We start from the raw sequence: 17,598 nt of genomic DNA on the forward strand, positions 1-17,598 counted from the left end.
AACAGGAAGAAATTATAAATAAAAATAAAATAATCATTAATGAAAAACCAGTGTCACAAGAACAAATGAAATTATTATCAGACTTTCTAAATTCATTTGAAAAGTGAGTCAAAACTATTCTTATGTAGGTTCTTTTAACTCTTGAATCGCTACAGGATAAGCTGGATTCTTATCTACAGTGATCACACGAGGGGTACGATTATGAGAAGCAGGCAAGGCTTTCTTGAAAAAGCCTTGCCTGCTTGTTTATCTCTTGATTCACTTAGTTAAAAATCAATCGTATGCTTTGCTGAATCAACTGCACGATACAGATACATCCATTGACCTTTGACTTTCACACAGGTTTCACCCACTCTCCAAGAGTCATTGGTTGTTTTCAGATGACGGCGTATTCTTTTGTCTAATTCAGAACCATATTGATCGACCCAACGCATAATGGTGGTGTGTGATCGATAAACCTCGTTCTTCCATCATTTCCACTAAATCACGAAAACTTAGGTTGTACCGTAGGTACCATCTTACTGTTAATAAAATGATGTCAGATTGATAGTGCTTCCATTTAAATTGATTTTCCATACTGATCATGTCCTTAGTATCAGTATTGTCCAATATTTAGAGATTACTTGCATGGTTGCATCAGAACCCCGAACTCTATATTCTCATGTAGGGTTTAGCTTGTCTTAAAGATGTCCCTCACTTGCCTATATTCCTCGTGTGAAATTTTACCTACTTCTTTAAGATTATTTAGTACTTCTCCAAGATCAATTTTTCCACTTGTCATATAATCGTTTAACTCTACTCCCAGTCTAGTTAACATTCTCGCTATATTATACTCTTCATCCATTTCTATCCCTCCCCAAAATATGGTTAAATTAAAGTGGTCATTTATTCAAAGTATATAAAATTCGCTGGCCACCCCTTACAACGACTGAAGGACAGTACCTCGTGTGAGATACTGCCCTCCATACAATCAACCAGTAGGTGGTTCGCCTATTGGTTCTGGTTATTCTATTTGAATTTCCTCTGTTACTGGAGGAATGAATAAATGAAGTTATGAACGCTACAGCTAATCCTTCAATTATAATTTTTTTCATTTTCAAAAACCTCCTTATTAAATTTGTTAAATATCAAATCGGGAAAATCTTTAAAACGATAGTCCGATTTTCAAAGATCAGACGTGCCTCATCAAGAAACTACTCTCATCCCATTTCGGTTAGTTCAATCAACGAACGTATAATGGTAGCAAATACAGCATCGTAATAGTCCCAATCTTTAATTTTCAGTTTTTCTCACGCTTCTTCAACTCTTCCTTGTGTAGCTAATAACGCTTTACTTATTGAGTCAGTACATTGTAAGTTTTCAGTTTGACCATGATAGACCAAAGTAAACTCTAAATAAAAAAACAGTTTCGCTATCAGGATTTTGTAGAAATTAATAATTATATTCTATTAATACTTGGTCCCCAGTTAATTTTCCCATCTTCGACCTTTCCTAAATTGTAATAAAGATTATTATAACTTCCACTCCCTCTATGAACCTCTAGTACTTCTCCGTTGTCAAGTACGGTTATAGAAGGGGTCTCTCCTGAATTATAATGATTATCTTTACTATACCAATTAATTTAACCATCTTTGTATTCCCCTATATTGTATTGCTTTTTTCATTTTTTCCTCCTCGTACTGTATGTTTACTCTCTTCTTTCACAAGTGTCATGGAGACGATCCGACAATCTTTTTTGAGAGTCCAATAACTCAACAAATCAATCAGGCTTTCAAATATAAGGACTTGGGCGAACCTAAAGAGACAAATTCGTTCCTCTACTCCTGTCCCTTGGAGATCAGCCCCACACATTTAGCAGGAGACGATACCACTTGTAGCATATACTTGTATATACAAATAGTCAATTTTTTTTGAAAAAATAATTTTTTATAATCCAAGAAGTTGAAATTCTCAAAGAAGCGGTGTCAATTACGTCAGTTTAATAGGAGTGTATAAACCAATTTTCGTCTTGAAATTATGATATATTAGACGGTACATAGTTAGTAAAGGAGTTCGAACAAAATGGTAAAAAGTGTAGTAATTGCTGAGAAACCTTCCGTTGCACGTGATATTGCAAATGTATTGAAGTGTAATAAAAAAGGCAATGGATTTTTAGAAGGGGATAAATACATCGTTACGTGGGCATTAGGACATCTAGTGACACTAGCAGATCCAGAAGCTTACGATAATAAATATAAAACATGGAATCTAGAAGACCTTCCTATGCTTCCAATGCACCTGAAATTAGTTGTCATGAAACAAACTGGAAAGCAGTTTAATACTGTAAAAGCACAGTTAAATCGCAGTGATGTGAAAGAAATAATCGTTGCTACTGATGCAGGGAGAGAAGGAGAATTAGTTGCTCGTTGGATTATTGACAAGGCAAAAGTTCATAAGCCTATCAAACGTCTTTGGATTTCCTCTGTAACAGATAAAGCGATTAAAGATGGATTCAATAACTTAAAGCCTGGTAAAGCCTATGAAAATTTATATGCTTCAGCAGTAGCACGTTCTGAAGCTGACTGGTATATCGGCTTAAATGCAACTCGCGCTTTAACAACAAAATTTAATGCACAATTAAACTGTGGTCGTGTGCAAACACCAACCGTTGCAATGGTTGCAGCACGTGAAGATGATATTAAGAATTTTAAAGCTCAAACGTATTATGGAATCGAAGCACAAACAGACGGCCCAAAATTAACGTGGCAAGATCAAAACGGAAATAATCGTAGCTTTCACAAAGAGAAGATCGATGCAATCGTAAAATCACTTGGAAGTAAAGATGCTACGATTGTTTCCGTTGACCGAAAAGCAAAGAAAACATACGCACCTGCTCTATACGATTTAACAGAGTTACAACGTGATGCGAATAAAATCTTTGGCTACTCAGCTAAAGAAACATTGAACATCATGCAAAAACTGTACGAGCAACATAAAGTATTAACTTATCCTCGTACAGACTCACGTTATTTACCATCAGATATCGTAAGTACTCTTCCAGAGCGTTTGAAAGCATGTGCTGTAGGTGATTATCGTTCTCTTGCAAATAAAGTGTTAAATAAACCGATTAAAGCGTCAAAAGGGTTTGTTGATGACCATAAAGTAAGTGATCACCACGCCATCATTCCCACTGAAGGATATGTAAATTTTTCAGCCTTCACGAATAAAGAACACAAAATTTACGACCTTGTTGTGAAACGTTTCTTAGCTGTTTTATTCCCTGCTTATGAATACGAGCAGGTAACCGTTCAAGCGAAAGTTGGCGACGAGACATTCATTGCAAAAGGGAAAACAGTCATAAAAGCTGGCTGGAAGGAAGTATACGAAAATCGATTTGATGATGAGGAATCAATGGATGATGTAAAGGAACAGGTATTGCCTCGCATCGAAAAAAACGACGTATTGAAAACAAAGTTAATGTCTCAAACTTCAGGACAAACAAAGCCATCAGCACGCTTTACAGAGGCGACCTTATTATCTGTTATGGAAAATCCTACGAAATATATGCAAACGAGCAATAAAGAACTTGTAAACACGTTAAAATCGACAGGTGGACTTGGCACAGTTGCAACACGTGCAGATATTATCGATAAACTGTTTAACTCATTCTTAATCGAAAAACGTGATGGGAAAGAAATTTACATCACATCGAAAGGCCGTCAGCTACTAGACTTAGTACCAGAGGAATTAAAATCTCCGACAACAACAGCTAGATGGGAGCAAAAACTGGAACTAATTGCTAAGGGCAAACTGAAAAAAGATGTATTCATTAACGAAATGAAACAACATACAAAAGAAATCGTAGCTGAAATTAAAGCAAGCGATAAAAAATATAAACATGACAATATCTCAACAAAGTCTTGCCCAGACTGCGGGAAACCAATGTTAGAGGTTAACGGCAAGAAAGGTAAAATGCTGGTCTGCCAAGATCGTGAATGCGGTCACAAAAAGAACGTGGCACGCGTAACGAACGCACGCTGCCCTCAATGTAAAAAGAAAATGGAACTACGTGGTGAGGGTGCAGGTCAAATTTTCACATGTAAATGTGGATATCGTGAGAAGCTGTCTGCCTTTAAAGCAAGACGTAATAAACAATCTGGTGGAAAAATGGATAAACGTTCTGTACAGAAGTATTTAAAACAGCAAGAAAAAGAACCTGAACCGATTAATAATGCCTTTGCTGATTTATTAAAAGGGATGAAATTTGATTAAATGATCAATGGAAGTGTCTATCTTAGATAGGCACTTCTAAATAGGCCAACCATTTTAAGTGACCTTTCAGATGGTCTAGCTCAACATGGGATAACAATAGTAGAAAATAAAGAAAGCCCTTCTTCAAGCGATTGAAGAAGGGTTCGTTTAGGATAAAAAATAGAAATATTTTCTAATTATTGTATTAATCTTTATGCAAAACTAGTGAGCGAATGTCTACTTTTTATTTAATACTTTCCGTTTCAGTTCATATTCTTCTTCGTTTATCTCACCTTTGACATATCGCTCTTTTAATATTAGCAACGGATGGTCTGTCACACTACTTCTTTTCATCAACTGGCGAACGACCATATAAATGGTCACTCCAACTAGAGTAATCAAGAGCAATAATCCAATGCCCATCATGAGAGACATTCCCATCATAGAATTCCCACTCATCATTCCATCCATCATAGAATTACCATCCATCATTCCATCCATCATAATCTTCAGCTCCTATCTAGATTGCTTTTCTCATAACCGCCTAAAACTGTTTAGACTAAGTGCTTGACTTACATCAAATGAAAAGCTATTGCCATTGCTATTCCTACCGTTTCTCAAAGGAGATTTCCCTTCGAGCCAAACGGGTTATCAGCTGATCAGAGGACTTACGTTTCCTACCGTTTCACTTTTTGTAACATGCTTCTTTTTATTTGTTGGTCCACAGCACATAACCAAGTCCACCTTTTCTTATAATGATGTTTCTTTAGGTTTTAAGCTATTGTCTTTTGAATCAAATTGACCTTCTTTATCTTGAGAAAGATTCCATGAACTTGTTGCAACTTTCCACCATTGTTTTTCCTTCCGGAGAGTTCATAGCGTCCACCACGTTGCCCATACTTGGATCTCTCATCATGCCGCCTGACATGCTGTCACTGTTCATCATTTGACTATCATTATAATTTGTTTTTTCAGCAAATATTATATTTCCTCCAGCCAAGCCGGCAGCTAATGTAAGGCCTAAAACAGTGAATGTGATCTTCTTTTTTTTCATCTTGTCCCCTCCTTATCACTTGATGCTTTTAGTATAAACAAGAAGTTTGTTCAAACCTTGTGTAGTATTTGAAGAATTTGTGTGTAGTCCTCTTTCTTTAATTTGGAGCAGAACCCTCTTGTGATTAAATTCTTCCTCGGTTATTTCTCCCTTAAGATGTCAAGTATCAGGTCTTCCCTTTTCTTAACGGCTTTTCTAGCGAAAGAAACCAGTCGATACACCATGACCTCTGCAATAAAAATAACAAAAAGAAAGACACATAAACCTCCTAAGACCATCGTTTCTTCTCTTTTACTGTTTTTTTTCTTCAATGCCTTTCCCTTGATCGGCCACTTTCGTCCAAGTACCACCATTATCATTTGAAACATAAACATCTTTCTTAAACGTAGCGAAGGTTATTTCGTTTGCTTTGACTGGATTTTCCGCGATATAGGCAATCGCGTCTTCGGTTAAGTCAGGAATTATTATTTCATCTGATTGTTTGTTTTCAACATTCCATTTCAAAAGATATGGTTTGTCACTGTAACCGCCAACAAAAAGGGTTCCATTACTATTAAAAAACAGGGAAGTTGCTTGACCTTTTGAAATTACTTTTTCAAAGTTATCTCCGTTATCTTTGGATAGAAATACACCCGTTTCAGTGCCAATGGCCACCACCGCCTTGTCTATAGGCTGTACAGCTATCGCAGTCGGTTCCTCACTAATCCCCTTCATAGCACTTTTAGCCCAAGTTTTAGTATCATCGATTGAATAGTAAAGTCCAGTAGAATCCATTCTTGAATTCGGTTGAGGATTTATCACGTAAATCGCATGGGATTGATACCCTACACTCATTAAATGGAAGTCCATTTCCTCATAAAGGTCTAACGTTTTAAATGTTTTTCCTTCATCTGTACTTTTTACAACACCAAAAGGATTCTTCTTATCAGATCCAGGGGCAGGGTGTCCACTGCTGTAAAAACCATCATCAACGGCAGCAAAGCCCATGTAATCATGTTTTTCTCCTTCAACATTATCCCAATGTCCATCTGAGTAACTTTTCAGTCCATCATGCGCAGGAATAACGATTCGCTTTCCATCAGCGGAATAGCCTAAACCATGCACATGTTCTAGATATACTTCGCTTTCCGTCGCAGTCAATCGGTCTCCCATAACGGTGAGACTACCGGTAATCACAACTCCTACAATAGATAATATCCATCCCCATTTTATTAGTTGCAGCCTTTTCGATAACTGCTCGCGTTTTTTTCGATCCTCATTCTTTTTTACATTTTGTAAAGCTTGTACTTTCTTTTTTACATTCAGATAGAAAGCGACGAATAAGATCAATAATAATCCCATTGCTACCAATCCATACATACTTAAAGGTAACCCAGCTGATGGTTCCTCAGCCCCACCATGTGCAAAAGCTTTAGTAGGCAGTAAAGCTATACCAACACTGAATGGATAAATAAGTTGTTTAAAAGCTCGCATTATGAATCTCTCCTCTTCCTTGTCCCTTTTATCACGTAGTAAATCAATCCCCCACCAACCGCCGGGAGTCCAATCCAAAGGCAGATTTGGAGAAAGTTTGTGAAATAAGAGCGAGTGGAATCGGTATACATCATCGCTGACATGGTTAAACAGGATAAGCCGACTACAAGCAAGAGCAAAACAATAACCCAGTCTAGCCTTTTCATTCTTCTTCCCCCTCCTTTGCTGTATCAGATGAAACGGGGAATATGATCTCAAATCGAGTGCCTTTTACTACCTCACTAAAGACCTGAATAGACCCTCCCTGTTGCTCTATTAGGTTTTTCACAATGGACAGCCCTAACCCTGTCCCTCCAAATTCGCGCGATCGGGATTTTTCCACTCGATAAAATCGCTCAAATATGTAGTCTAATTCTTCCTCTGGAATACCAATGCCTGTATCTTCTATTGAAATCTTCACTACATCATCCTCTTCCAACATTTCCACTAAAATTGTTCCTTGTTCAGTGTAACGGATAGCATTTTCCAACAAGTTGATAAAAACTTGTGCCATTCGATGACCATCGCAATAAACATACGTCAAATCATCTTGAATATGATCTTGCATGACCAGTCCTTTTTCTTCAATTTTCCATTTTACGGTTCGAATAGCACTATTCATCACTTCTGATAAATCGATCCATTCATAATGAAACTCAAGCTTGCTCTCCTCCATTTTGGAAAGCTCAAATAAATCGCCTATCATTCTAGTTAGGCGGATGGACTCTTGGTGCATAATGTCGAGGTATTGCTCCTTCTCCTCTTCCGTTTCATACAACTTCTCTTTTAACACTTTTGAGTATCCTTTCAAGCTTGTCATTGGTGTTCTTAACTCGTGAGAAATGTTGGATAAAAACTCACTTTTAGATTCCCGATATTTTTGTAAGTCAAAAGCCAAATCATTGATCGATTGGGCTAACGATCCTATTTCATCTTTGGATTCTAGGCTCACACGTGTTTTCAAATCCCCTTTAGCAATTTTACGGGTTGCTTTTTCCATTTGAATTAATGGATTTGATAATTTTTTTGAGAGGACATACGTGAACGCAAGGGCAAGAAAGAATGCACCCATTCCCGATAGCCATAACATACTGCGTATTCTTTCGACAGACTGGTCCATGGTTTCAAGTGAGGATACAACATACACCCCCCCGTAGAATTGATTTTCGGCCATAATAGGCTTTCCGGAGACCAAGTATCGTAGGTTGTCTGACGGTTCGATCCATTCCTTTTCCAGAGATTTACCCCGTGACAGGGTCCGAAGTTCATTTGCTGGTATAGAAGACCCTTTTACTGTACTAGGAATACCTGACTGAGCAACGATTTCCCCCCGGGTATCCACTATATATAATTTTATGTTCGAAAATTCAGCCATCATTTCGATCATGTAAGGTTGCTGTGAATGGTTGGTAACAGCCATTGATTCAGCATATCGAGATGATAGATCATCAATCTCAGTTCGCACCTCACTGTAATAAAACTCTGAAAAAGCTCGATCAATAACAAACCCAAGAGGAAGTAAAACCATTAAAAAAAGTAAAAGGATCGTTCCACCAAGTTTTAAGACAATACTGTTCCGAATCATTTTCGCTCATCTGTCCATTGAAATTTATATCCTACTCCCCATATGGTTTGAATAGGGTTAAAGGACAAACCTGCTTTTCTCACTTTTTCACGTATATTTTTCACATGCGAATCTACTGTGCGAAAATCCCCAAAATAATCGATTCCCCACACTCTTTCCAACAAATTCTCGCGTTTAAAAGCCCGACGAGGTTGTTCGGCTAATACAAGAAACAGTTCAAATTCTTTAGGAGTTAGAACGACCAACTGTTCTCTCACCAATAACTGTCTGCCCTCAGGATCAATCGTCAGATCTTGATAGGTAATGACTGTTGATTCCGTCGTTGTCTGAGAGATACTCGATCTTCTAAGAAGAGCGAACACACGGGCCATCAATTCGTCCGAATCAAAGGGTTTAACCAAATAATCATCTGCCCCAATAGTTAATCCCTTTACTTTATCTTTTGTGTCGGTACGAGCCGTTACCATCAAGATCGGAGTATTTTTCGTTTCACGGATTTTCTGACAAACTTCCCAGCCATCCATATTAGCCATCATGACATCCAAAATAATAAGATCAAAGGATAGTTGGTTGGCTAATTGAACTCCCTCATTTCCATTTTTGGCTTCCTTCACTTCAAACCCTTCTTTAGCGAGATAGATACGAAGGAGATTGCGCACATTCCATTCATCATCAATAACAAGTACTTGTAATTTATTCATCGTAATCCCTCAGATCTTGAGTTTTTTCTTTAAGTATTCAAGATTGTCCCCATTTTGCACGATTCATAATTTCCTTACCTTGATAAAGTGATTTTCCATAAAGAATTGCATTGCTACACATGGATTTACTTCTTTCAAGAAAGTAAAAATAACTTAACGAAACGATTTGTCATTTTCTCTTTCTCTTACTCCCATTATCATTCTGAAATCATTCTATACTAAAAATATGTTGAAAGTATGATAAAAAAAATCTTATGTTAATTATGTACCCTTAGATATGACTTGGAATCAAAGAAAGAGGATACAAATATAAACTTAGGTTGCCTCTTTTCGTTTGTTTTATTTATCGATCACTTGCTTAACTCAAAGGAGATAAATGCCTTAGCTCAAGAGTTTAAAGAATATGAAATAATTCGATCGATACCTAGTAAACCCCTCTTCCTCTTGCTCCCTGCGGTCGTCTTGTCAATTTATCTTGAATAGACACAAAATGAGAAAATGGCTTTTTCATTTTGTAGGTATTTATGTTATATGGCGATGTGGCAGTACTCCAAAAAGAACTGTTTTCCCCTATGCTAATTAAATCACTTTTTCCGGATAACTTGACTTCTGCTCTGAACTAATTTATATTAGTTGAGGCATCAATGATTGACCCATCAACTAATTGTCAGATCATGAAAAGGAGGGGTATTTTGTCTGACTCATGTTCTAAAGAGACGCAAATAGCATTTCAATTATATGGAATCACCAAGCAAATACTTCCGAAGTTTGAGCGTTGCACTGGCATCAGCCAATCGCGGCTAGAACTTTTGCACAAGCTATATGAAGTGGATGAAATCAGTCAGACTGCACTTCAAAAAGAAGTGAACATTGATCGTGCAGCCGTGACCAGACATTTAAAGCAGCTTGAAGACAAGGAAATAGTCACACGCCGTAAGAACCCTGAAGATAATCGGATTACGTTTGTCCGTCTAACTGACCAAGGACGTAATAGGATTGTTGCCTATCAAGAAGAGAAACAACTTTTTATTACTAAAGTCTTGAAGGACTTTAAAGAGGAAGAACGTTCAGTCCTTTTAGACATGCTTACACGTATACAACATAATATCGACCAAATTTAATCCTAACGATGGGAAAACACTATAAATATTAAATCAACTTAGATTAGACACAAAGGAGAATGCAAAATGAACAAAACAAAATTGAACGATTTTAACGAAATTATCACTGGACGCCGCTCCATTCGAAACTATGACCCAACTGTGAAAATTAGTAAAGAAGAGATGACTGAAATATTAACAGAAGCAACACTTGCCCCTTCATCGCTTAATATGCAGCCTTGGCGTTTTGTTGTAATCGACAGCGCGGAAGGAAAAGAGAAATTAGCCCCACTTGCAAAATTCAACCAAAAACAAGTGGAAACATCAGCAGCCGTGATTGCGGTATTTGCTGATATGAACAACATTGAAAATGCAGAAGAAATCTATAGTAAAGCAGTGGAGTTAGGCTACATGCCTGCTGAAGTGAAAGAAACACAATTGCCAACCATTAAAGGGTTATTTGAAACGGTAGATAGAGAACAGTTGAAAGATATAAACCTTATCGATGCAGGTCTCGTATCTATGCAACTTATGCTAGTTGCGCGTGCTCACGGTTACGACACAAATCCAATTGGTGACTATGAGAAAGAAGAAACGTCAAAAGCCTTCGGAATGGACGTTAATCGCTACGTTCCTGTTATGCTCATATCAATCGGCAAAGCAGCAGAAGAAGGTTACAAATCAGTCCGTCTGCCAATCGATACGATTGCAGAGTGGAAGTAATCTATAACAGAGAGGAAGATTGGTCATGATCATTATTCACGCTATTCTTCATGTAGATCCAAAGAAGCAACAAGCATTCATTGAAGATATCCACCCACTGATTGCAGCTTCTAGAGCAGAAAGTGGTAATGTTTCATATGATTTAATGAAGGATACAGAAAAAGAAAACGTGTATACGATGGTAGAAGTATGGAAGGATGCTGAAGCGATCGAGATCCATAACGTGAGTGAACACTTTACGTCCTTTGTTGGGAAAGCTAGTGAGTACTTAACAGCTCCGCTAGACGGAAAGGTTTATGATGCTAGAGAGATGGAAAGATAGTATCTTTTTTGAAACATGTTCTTTAAATAATGAGTTACTTATGGGGTGCAAATAAGCTAAAAGAAGCGTCAAAGACATTGAGTTGTACTTTGACGCTTCTTTAATAAAAATAAGTATGTGCTACTTATTATACGGTTCACCGTATTGGATCTAAAAGGTTTTCTTCTTCAAAAATGCATTCCTTGGATACAACTACAATGCGAAATTTGAGATTAAAATGTAGGAAAGACTTTAAAAACAATCAAAAATTATCCCTAGAAAGCGAAGAAACTAAACGATGTTTTCTAGGGATAAACTATTATAAAAGTAGGATTATTTGTAGAAAAATTATATAATGTCTCCGATTTTATTTCGTACTACATTTAAAAATCCTTTTATTTGTTGAATTGACTTTTCTTTTGAATTTTCTATAATATTTATGGTTTATATTATGTTTAAATCATGGATTAAGAGTGGGGTTCCCCCAAACAAGGTATTTTTGGAATAAGAGAATGGGTTGGTCCTAGTATTCAATTGTCAGTAAGAAACTACAAAAAACCGTTCCCTAGATAGTTACACGTAGGGAACGGACTCTTAAACAAACATCATAAATTTACTCTGTTACTAATTCTAATTCTACTGGTATAAATTCTTCTACGTTTTCTCCGTTAAAAATATTTTGGGCAGTTTCAACAGAGCTCATTCCGATCTCATCAGGTTTTTGTGCAATAGTTGCCGTCATATACCCATTTTCAATAGCAGTAATCGCGTCTTCATTCGCATCGAATCCGACAACTAGTACATCGCTCATCCCTGCTGCTTCCAATGCTTCTTTTGCACCTAGTGCCATTTCATCGTTATGGGCGAAAACCGCATCGAATTGTACATCACTTTGAATGATATTTTCCATAACACTTAAGCCTTCAGCACGGTCGAAATTGGCTGTTTGACTTGCGACCACTTCAATGCCACTTGCTCCAATTGCTTCATTGAACCCTTGCCCTCTTTCACGAGCTGCTGAAGAGCCTGAAATTCCTTCTAACTCAACTACACTTCCTTCTCCACCAATCTTTTCAACAATAAACTCACCTGCAAGCTTGCCACCCTCAATATTGTCTGATGCTATGTGCGTGACTACTTCTCCTTCACTAGCACCTCGGTCAACCGTTATAACCGGAATATCCGCATTGTGGGCTGATTCAAGTGCAGATACAACAGCGTCTGAATCAGCGGGATTGATCAAAATAGTATCGACACCTTGTTGAATAAGGTCTTCAATATCACTAATTTGTTTGGCTGGGTCACCTTGTGCATCGACAATCGTAATCTCCATGCCAAGTTCCTCAGCCTTCGCTTCTGCACCTTCTGCTAACGTCACAAAAAATGGATTATTTAATGTGGAAATTGAAAATCCGATCGTTTGTTCATTGCCAGATTCAGCACCATCATTGTCATTTTCAGAAACTGGTGAATCAAGTGAACATGCAGCTAGAATCAATGACATTACAACCAATAATGCTAAAATTGAATTCTTTTTCATTTTGTAACTCCCCTTTAATAAATTTATTGTATTAAGCAGCCTTCTTCCGGTCTAACAATACCGCTAGCAGAATTACGCCACCTTTAACCACTTGTTGATAAAACGAAGAAACGTTCATCAAATTAAGTCCGTTGTTCAGTACACCGATAATAAGAGCACCAATTAACGTACCAAAAATCCATCCTCTACCGCCTGTCAAACTTGTACCACCTAACACAACAGCAGCTATCGCATCTAATTCATATGCAGTGCCTGCAGTAGGCTGTGCGGAATTCAAACGTGAAGTTAAAATAATACCAGCCAACACACTCAACATCCCTGTCAAGGTGTAGACACCAATTTTGATTCGATCAACACTAAGTCCAGCAAGACGAGACGCTTCTTCATTCCCGCCGATGGAATAAACACCACGCCCGAACGTGGTCTTTTTTAAAATAAACCAAAGCACAGTAAAAGCAATAAACATCGTGATGACGGGAAATGGAATGCCGAGTACGTATCCTTTTCCGATGAATTGAAAAGTAAAGGAGTCAGAAAGGCCCGTTATTGGCCGACCTTCTGTGTAAACAAGTGTGAGACCTCGATAAATCGTCATCGTCGCCAATGTAGCAATAAAAGGTGCAACCTTTCCTTTTGTAATGATTATTCCATTAAACGCTCCCATTGCAGCACCAATTAGCAGTCCAATTAGTATAGCCAGAATCGGATCAATACCCGATGTCATGGCACCTGCCGTTAGTGCCGCGCCAAGCGCAAGCATCGAACCAACCGATAAATCAATTCCTCCTGTTAAAATAACAAAGGTCATACCAAAAGCGATCAACGCATTGATAGAGACTTGTCTTAAAATATTAAAAATATTTGTCACATCTAAGAAATTTGGGCTTACAATCGACAGTACCAAGATTATTAGAATGAGCCCGAAAAATGGACCGAGTTTTTGAATAATGTTTGTATTTTTCACCTTTACTTCCCTCCAGTAGCGGCGGTCATGATCTTCTCTTGAGTCGCTTCATCTCGATTAATACTTGCTTTAACACTACCCTCGTGCATGACGAGAACACGATCCGACATACCGAGGATTTCCGGAAGTTCCGAGGAAACCATAATAATGGAAACGCCTCGCTTTGTCAGTTGATTCATAATTTGATAGATTTCTTTTTTTGCTCCTACATCCACACCGCGCGTTGGTTCGTCAAGGATTAAGACTTTCGGTTCAATCGCAAGCCATTTTCCAATCACAATTTTTTGCTGGTTACCACCGCTAAGTGATTTCGATTGTTGCTCCATGCTGGATGTTTTTATTAGTAACTGCTCTATCAGTTCTTGTGCGGACTGTTGTTCCTTTTTTTGATTGAGTATTCCCCACTTCGACAGCCTTCTCAGTTGAACAGTTGCCAAATTCTCTCGAACAGTTTGATTCAGGATCAATCCTTCTTCTTTTCGATCTTCCGTTACAAAAGCAATCCCTGCTTCGATTGCTTTTTGAGGATTTTGGCTTGCAAGTGTTTTATTATTGAGTACAATATTTCCTTTTGTGCGTTTGTCAGCTCCGAAAATGGCACGCATAAGTTCGGTTCTTCCTGCCCCCATTAAACCTGCTATCCCAAGAATCTCTCCTTCTTTTAAGTTGAAACTAGCATTTTTCACACCCGTTTTCGTTGTTATACCCTCAACCGTCATACGTACTTTACCTGGTTCGTTTTCCCTAGCTGGAAACTGATCCCCTAGTTCTCGACCAACCATCATTTTTACTACTTCTTGAAAATTTGTTTCCTTAATAATTTTGGTTCCAATTGAATTCCCATCACGCAAAACGGTTATGCGATCGCACATTTTAAAGATTTCGTCCATCCTGTGGGAAATGTAAACAATTGCCACATTACGTTTTCTTAATCCTTCCATAACATTAAATAGAACATCGATTTCTTTGCTTGTCAGTGCTGCCGTTGGTTCATCCATAATTATCACTTCACTGTTTGAGGAAACAGCACGTGCAATTTCAATCATTTGCTGCTGACCAACGGAACATTCCGCTACGGATTGTTGTGGGTCCATCTGTATACCGAGCTCCATTAACCAATCTTTCGCTTCTTTATTCATTTCTTTATCTTTAAGCACTCCCCATTTCCCATACGTTTTTTCCTTTCCAAGAAAAAAATTTTGAGCAACGGTCAATTCCGGAATAATATTTAATTCTTGATGAATCACACTTACTCCAGCTTTTTCTGCTTCCTTTGGTCCTTTAAATTGAGATTTCTTTCCTTTATACGTAATTTCACCTTTATCCATTTCATGAATCCCTGTCAAAATCTTCATCAACGTTGATTTTCCAGCACCGTTTTCCCCCATTAATGCATGAATTTCACCTGGAACTAAATCAAACGTAACTCCTTTTAAAACGCTTACACTGAAAAACGACTTATGAATATCGTTCATCGTAATAATGGCTTTGCTTGTCAAAAAATCACCCCCGCATGAAGAATGAGATTGGCATAAGGAGTCGCTTCTCCTGTCCGAATGATTGCTTTTGCCTGATGAGTTTGTTTTTTAAACAATTCATGTTCAACCATTTCTACTTGTGAAAAATCTTTGTGAATTTTCTTAGCTAGTAAATGATTTTGCTCTTCAATTTCTTTAGCGATCGTTACCTTTTCAATTACCATTTCATTCATTAAGACGTCTAATACCGATTCAAAACTTGGAGAACCTACTGTTAATGCAAGATCAATTTTCTTGACGTGTTGTGGAATAGGGAGTCCACAATCCGCAATCACTACGGTATCTGTGTGCCCTAGATCCGAAAGAACCTTTGTTATTTCACTATTTAATGGACCTGATAATTTCATTTTTGTACCGCCTCTAGAAAAACTTCAAGCTCTGATTCAGTCGGCATTCCACCCTGTGCGCCAAACGCTGTAACAGAAAAGCTCGCAGCCACCACTGCTCGTTGGATTGCTTCTTTTACATCTAGACCACGATCAAGACCTGTAGCTAGTGCTCCATTAAATGTATCTCCTGCGCCAGTTGTATCTTCAACCTTCACAAAAGGTGCTGGTATCAATTGTCGTTGCCCTTGATTCATAAAAGAAGCACCTTTTGAACCTTCAGTTACAATTAATTTTTCTTCATATGACGATTTAAACTCTGGACTCTCTCGTAGCTCTTCTGCTTCATGTTCATTCGGAGTGACATAATCGACCAACTGCCACCAATGAGATGGGATTGGTTGGAAAGGTGCTGGATTCAAAATAATGATCGCATCTGCTTTTTTGGCGATCTCCATTGCACTTTCCACTGCTTCTATAGGAATTTCTAACTGTACCATCAACACATTACACGCTTGTATCACTTTGGTTGCTTGTTTAACGGCAGAGGGTGTCACCTCTTCATTAGCACCTTTAACAATCACAATTGAATTATCATCCTCTGAAACCGTAATACTTGCTGTTCCAGTTGACAGGTGTGTAACCGGTTTCACATGAGACACAAAAACTCCTTGCTTCTTTAAATAGGAATGATATGAATGACCAAATTCATCCTCTCCGATGCGACCAACCAGCTCTACTTGACTGCCTAACCGGGATGCTGCAACAGCTTGATTGGCACCTTTTCCTCCAAACACTGTAGCAAAAGCAGTCCCTTGAAGCGTTTCTCCTTTTTTTGGAAAACGATCAACACGTGTTACAAGATCCATATTTAAACTTCCTACAACGGTAATCATTTAAATCACTCCTTATCGAACCGATTGTCTAACCTTTAATTCGGCATGTAATTGGTGGTGTTCCACCTTACTGTGTACATTTTGAATTCGATCTAACAATAACTCCGCAGCTCGCTGCCCCATATAATAAATAGGCTGTTGCATCGTTGTTAGCTCCGGTGTTACCAATGTTCCCCATTTCACACCATCAAAGCCCATAACTGATAATTCCTCCGGTACTTTGATACCTAATTTCGACGCTGCTTTTAACGCACCAATTGCCATCACATCATTCCCAGCAAAAATACCATCTACTTCTGGGTGCTCAGACAATATCTTCATCGTACTAACCATGCCCTGTTCAATCTCATATTGTCCTTGTTGTAACAAAACCGGCAATTTATGATCGTTCATACTATCCAAGTAAGCACGTTTTCGTTCCATGGACGTAAACACATGAGGAGGTCCTTCTATATGAGCAATCTGTCTGCACCCACGATCAATCATGTATTTAATTGCTTTTTTACTGCCCTCATAATTATCGATTGTTACAGAAGATATCCGCTCATCCATAGCGCGGTCTAGCGCAACAACCGGTACGTGGAGCCCTTTTAAATGCTCCCACTGAAGAGTATTTGAAGCAATAATAAACCCATCGATATATTTAGATGTCATCCCTTCAATATACTCCAGTTCATGTAAAAGATTTTCATCGCTATTAAATAACATCGTGGTATACCCAGCAGGATACATCACATCCTCAACCGCTCTTACAAGCTGAGGAAAAAAGGGGTTTGTAATATCAGGAATTAAAAACCCGATTGTTTTTGACGTTTTTTTTGAAAGGCTTCTAGCTACACTATTTGGCTTATAATCTAATTCCTTAATCGCAAGGGTCACTGCTTTTCGCGTATCCTCATGAACATATCCCTTGTTATTTAACACTCTAGATACTGTCGCAACAGATACACCTGCTCTTTTCCCTACTTCCCTAATTGTCGACATCTACCATCACCGTGCCTTCTTCTATAACAATAGCAATCTTAAACACATTGCATGTAATCGGTTACACACAGTTTAAGGAGTAAGATTTATTTTGTCAACAGGACTTACTAATTATAAATTTTATGATGAAATTCATCCTAATGA

17 protein-coding genes and 1 pseudogene are annotated in these 17,598 nt (G+C 38.1%); 4 read left to right on the forward strand and 14 right to left on the reverse strand.

What is annotated here, in order from left to right:
• Window positions 1-129: 129 nt before the first annotated feature.
• Window positions 130-582 (reverse strand): annotated as a pseudogene (locus AB1471_RS13465) (IS6 family transposase); the annotation flags it as partial.
• 88 nt (window positions 583-670) lie between these two features.
• Window positions 671-844 carry a hypothetical protein gene (locus AB1471_RS13470; protein ID WP_367780288.1) on the reverse strand — a complete coding sequence of 58 codons (174 nt, stop codon included), beginning with the start codon at window positions 842-844 and terminating at the stop codon, window positions 671-673.
• Between the two features lie 1,217 nt (window positions 845-2,061).
• On the opposite strand from AB1471_RS13470, the gene AB1471_RS13475 reads away from it, so the two are divergent.
• Complete coding sequence (locus tag AB1471_RS13475) at window positions 2,062-4,251, forward strand: DNA topoisomerase III (RefSeq protein ID WP_367780289.1); 2,190 nt, start codon at window positions 2,062-2,064, stop codon at window positions 4,249-4,251.
• A 216-nt stretch (window positions 4,252-4,467) separates the two neighbouring features.
• Here the strand turns inward: AB1471_RS13475 and AB1471_RS13480 are convergent, their stop codons facing one another.
• The 6 genes from AB1471_RS13480 to AB1471_RS13505 all read right to left on the reverse strand — a co-directional run bounded on the left by AB1471_RS13480 (window position 4,468) and on the right by AB1471_RS13505 (window position 9,082).
• On the reverse strand, window positions 4,468-4,734 hold the full coding sequence (locus tag AB1471_RS13480) for an SHOCT domain-containing protein (protein WP_367780290.1): 267 nt from the start codon (window positions 4,732-4,734) through the stop codon (window positions 4,468-4,470).
• Between the two features lie 304 nt (window positions 4,735-5,038).
• Window positions 5,039-5,284 carry a hypothetical protein gene (locus AB1471_RS13485; protein WP_367780291.1) on the reverse strand — a complete coding sequence of 82 codons (246 nt, stop codon included), beginning with the start codon at window positions 5,282-5,284 and terminating at the stop codon, window positions 5,039-5,041.
• 291 nt (window positions 5,285-5,575) lie between these two features.
• Window positions 5,576-6,757, reverse strand: coding sequence for a F510_1955 family glycosylhydrolase (locus AB1471_RS13490; protein ID WP_367780292.1), 1,182 nt, complete (start codon window positions 6,755-6,757; stop codon window positions 5,576-5,578).
• On the reverse strand, window positions 6,757-6,963 hold the full coding sequence (locus AB1471_RS13495) for a hypothetical protein (protein WP_367780293.1): 207 nt from the start codon (window positions 6,961-6,963) through the stop codon (window positions 6,757-6,759). Before AB1471_RS13495 ends, AB1471_RS13490 begins: the two co-directional genes overlap by 1 nt.
• Window positions 6,960-8,381 carry a HAMP domain-containing sensor histidine kinase gene (locus AB1471_RS13500; RefSeq protein ID WP_367780294.1) on the reverse strand — a complete coding sequence of 474 codons (1,422 nt, stop codon included), beginning with the start codon at window positions 8,379-8,381 and terminating at the stop codon, window positions 6,960-6,962. The genes AB1471_RS13495 and AB1471_RS13500 overlap by 4 nt, the downstream gene beginning before the upstream one ends.
• Complete coding sequence (locus tag AB1471_RS13505) at window positions 8,378-9,082, reverse strand: response regulator transcription factor (protein ID WP_367780295.1); 705 nt, start codon at window positions 9,080-9,082, stop codon at window positions 8,378-8,380. The genes AB1471_RS13500 and AB1471_RS13505 overlap by 4 nt, the downstream gene beginning before the upstream one ends.
• 692 nt (window positions 9,083-9,774) lie before the next feature.
• Between AB1471_RS13505 and AB1471_RS13510 the strand changes: the two genes are divergently transcribed.
• From AB1471_RS13510 to AB1471_RS13520, 3 genes are all read left to right on the forward strand, one after another.
• On the forward strand, window positions 9,775-10,203 hold the full coding sequence (locus tag AB1471_RS13510; RefSeq protein ID WP_367780296.1) for a MarR family winged helix-turn-helix transcriptional regulator: 429 nt from the start codon (window positions 9,775-9,777) through the stop codon (window positions 10,201-10,203).
• Between the two features lie 66 nt (window positions 10,204-10,269).
• Complete coding sequence (locus tag AB1471_RS13515; protein WP_367780297.1) at window positions 10,270-10,905, forward strand: nitroreductase family protein; 636 nt, start codon at window positions 10,270-10,272, stop codon at window positions 10,903-10,905.
• A gap of 25 nt (window positions 10,906-10,930) precedes the next feature.
• Window positions 10,931-11,227 (forward strand): putative quinol monooxygenase, encoded by a 297-nt coding sequence (locus AB1471_RS13520; protein ID WP_367780298.1) that lies wholly within the window; start codon window positions 10,931-10,933, stop codon window positions 11,225-11,227.
• A gap of 592 nt (window positions 11,228-11,819) precedes the next feature.
• Here AB1471_RS13520 and rbsB read toward each other — a convergent pair.
• From rbsB to AB1471_RS13550, 6 genes are read right to left on the reverse strand one after another with little or no spacing between them, the layout of a single operon-like run.
• Entirely contained in the window at window positions 11,820-12,746 is a 927-nt protein-coding gene (gene rbsB / locus AB1471_RS13525) for a ribose ABC transporter substrate-binding protein RbsB (RefSeq protein ID WP_367780299.1), read from the reverse strand.
• A 31-nt stretch (window positions 12,747-12,777) separates the two neighbouring features.
• Complete coding sequence (locus AB1471_RS13530; RefSeq protein ID WP_367780300.1) at window positions 12,778-13,710, reverse strand: ABC transporter permease subunit; 933 nt, start codon at window positions 13,708-13,710, stop codon at window positions 12,778-12,780.
• A 2-nt stretch (window positions 13,711-13,712) separates the two neighbouring features.
• The gene (locus AB1471_RS13535) at window positions 13,713-15,185 is read right to left on the reverse strand and encodes a sugar ABC transporter ATP-binding protein (RefSeq protein WP_367780338.1); all 1,473 of its coding nucleotides are present in this window, start codon (window positions 15,183-15,185) and stop codon (window positions 13,713-13,715) included.
• 20 nt (window positions 15,186-15,205) lie between these two features.
• Window positions 15,206-15,595, reverse strand: coding sequence for a D-ribose pyranase (gene rbsD, locus AB1471_RS13540; RefSeq protein ID WP_367780301.1), 390 nt, complete (start codon window positions 15,593-15,595; stop codon window positions 15,206-15,208).
• Window positions 15,592-16,470, reverse strand: a complete 879-nt coding sequence (gene rbsK / locus AB1471_RS13545; protein ID WP_367780302.1) for a ribokinase — start codon at window positions 16,468-16,470, stop codon at window positions 15,592-15,594. Before rbsK ends, rbsD begins: the two co-directional genes overlap by 4 nt.
• Window positions 16,471-16,482: 12 nt before the next feature.
• Window positions 16,483-17,454 carry a LacI family DNA-binding transcriptional regulator gene (locus tag AB1471_RS13550; RefSeq protein WP_367780303.1) on the reverse strand — a complete coding sequence of 324 codons (972 nt, stop codon included), beginning with the start codon at window positions 17,452-17,454 and terminating at the stop codon, window positions 16,483-16,485.
• Window positions 17,455-17,598: the final 144 nt, after the last annotated feature.

Source organism: Jeotgalibacillus marinus, assembly GCF_040801915.1.
In the GTDB taxonomy this organism is placed as follows: domain Bacteria; phylum Bacillota; class Bacilli; order Bacillales; family Jeotgalibacillaceae; genus Jeotgalibacillus; species Jeotgalibacillus marinus.

What these genes read in the sequence shown, in the direction of transcription:
- rbsK (WP_367780302.1), bottom strand. Translation starts at nt 16,470, where the DNA reads ATGATTACCGTTGTAGGAAGTTTAAATATGGATCTTGTAACACGTGTT.
- AB1471_RS13480 (WP_367780290.1), bottom strand. Translation starts at nt 4,734, where the DNA reads ATGATGGATGGAATGATGGATGGTAATTCTATGATGGATGGAATGATG.
- AB1471_RS13515 (WP_367780297.1), top strand. Translation starts at nt 10,270, where the DNA reads ATGAACAAAACAAAATTGAACGATTTTAACGAAATTATCACTGGACGC.
- AB1471_RS13490 (WP_367780292.1), bottom strand. Translation starts at nt 6,757, where the DNA reads ATGCGAGCTTTTAAACAACTTATTTATCCATTCAGTGTTGGTATAGCT.
- AB1471_RS13550 (WP_367780303.1), bottom strand. Translation starts at nt 17,454, where the DNA reads ATGTCGACAATTAGGGAAGTAGGGAAAAGAGCAGGTGTATCTGTTGCG.
- AB1471_RS13495 (WP_367780293.1), bottom strand. Translation starts at nt 6,963, where the DNA reads ATGAAAAGGCTAGACTGGGTTATTGTTTTGCTCTTGCTTGTAGTCGGC.
- AB1471_RS13520 (WP_367780298.1), top strand. Translation starts at nt 10,931, where the DNA reads ATGATCATTATTCACGCTATTCTTCATGTAGATCCAAAGAAGCAACAA.
- AB1471_RS13485 (WP_367780291.1), bottom strand. Translation starts at nt 5,284, where the DNA reads ATGAAAAAAAAGAAGATCACATTCACTGTTTTAGGCCTTACATTAGCT.
- rbsD (WP_367780301.1), bottom strand. Translation starts at nt 15,595, where the DNA reads ATGAAATTATCAGGTCCATTAAATAGTGAAATAACAAAGGTTCTTTCG.
- rbsB (WP_367780299.1), bottom strand. Translation starts at nt 12,746, where the DNA reads ATGAAAAAGAATTCAATTTTAGCATTATTGGTTGTAATGTCATTGATT.
- AB1471_RS13505 (WP_367780295.1), bottom strand. Translation starts at nt 9,082, where the DNA reads ATGAATAAATTACAAGTACTTGTTATTGATGATGAATGGAATGTGCGC.
- AB1471_RS13500 (WP_367780294.1), bottom strand. Translation starts at nt 8,381, where the DNA reads ATGATTCGGAACAGTATTGTCTTAAAACTTGGTGGAACGATCCTTTTA.
- AB1471_RS13535 (WP_367780338.1), bottom strand. Translation starts at nt 15,185, where the DNA reads ATGAACGATATTCATAAGTCGTTTTTCAGTGTAAGCGTTTTAAAAGGA.
- AB1471_RS13475 (WP_367780289.1), top strand. Translation starts at nt 2,062, where the DNA reads ATGGTAAAAAGTGTAGTAATTGCTGAGAAACCTTCCGTTGCACGTGAT.
- AB1471_RS13470 (WP_367780288.1), bottom strand. Translation starts at nt 844, where the DNA reads ATGGATGAAGAGTATAATATAGCGAGAATGTTAACTAGACTGGGAGTA.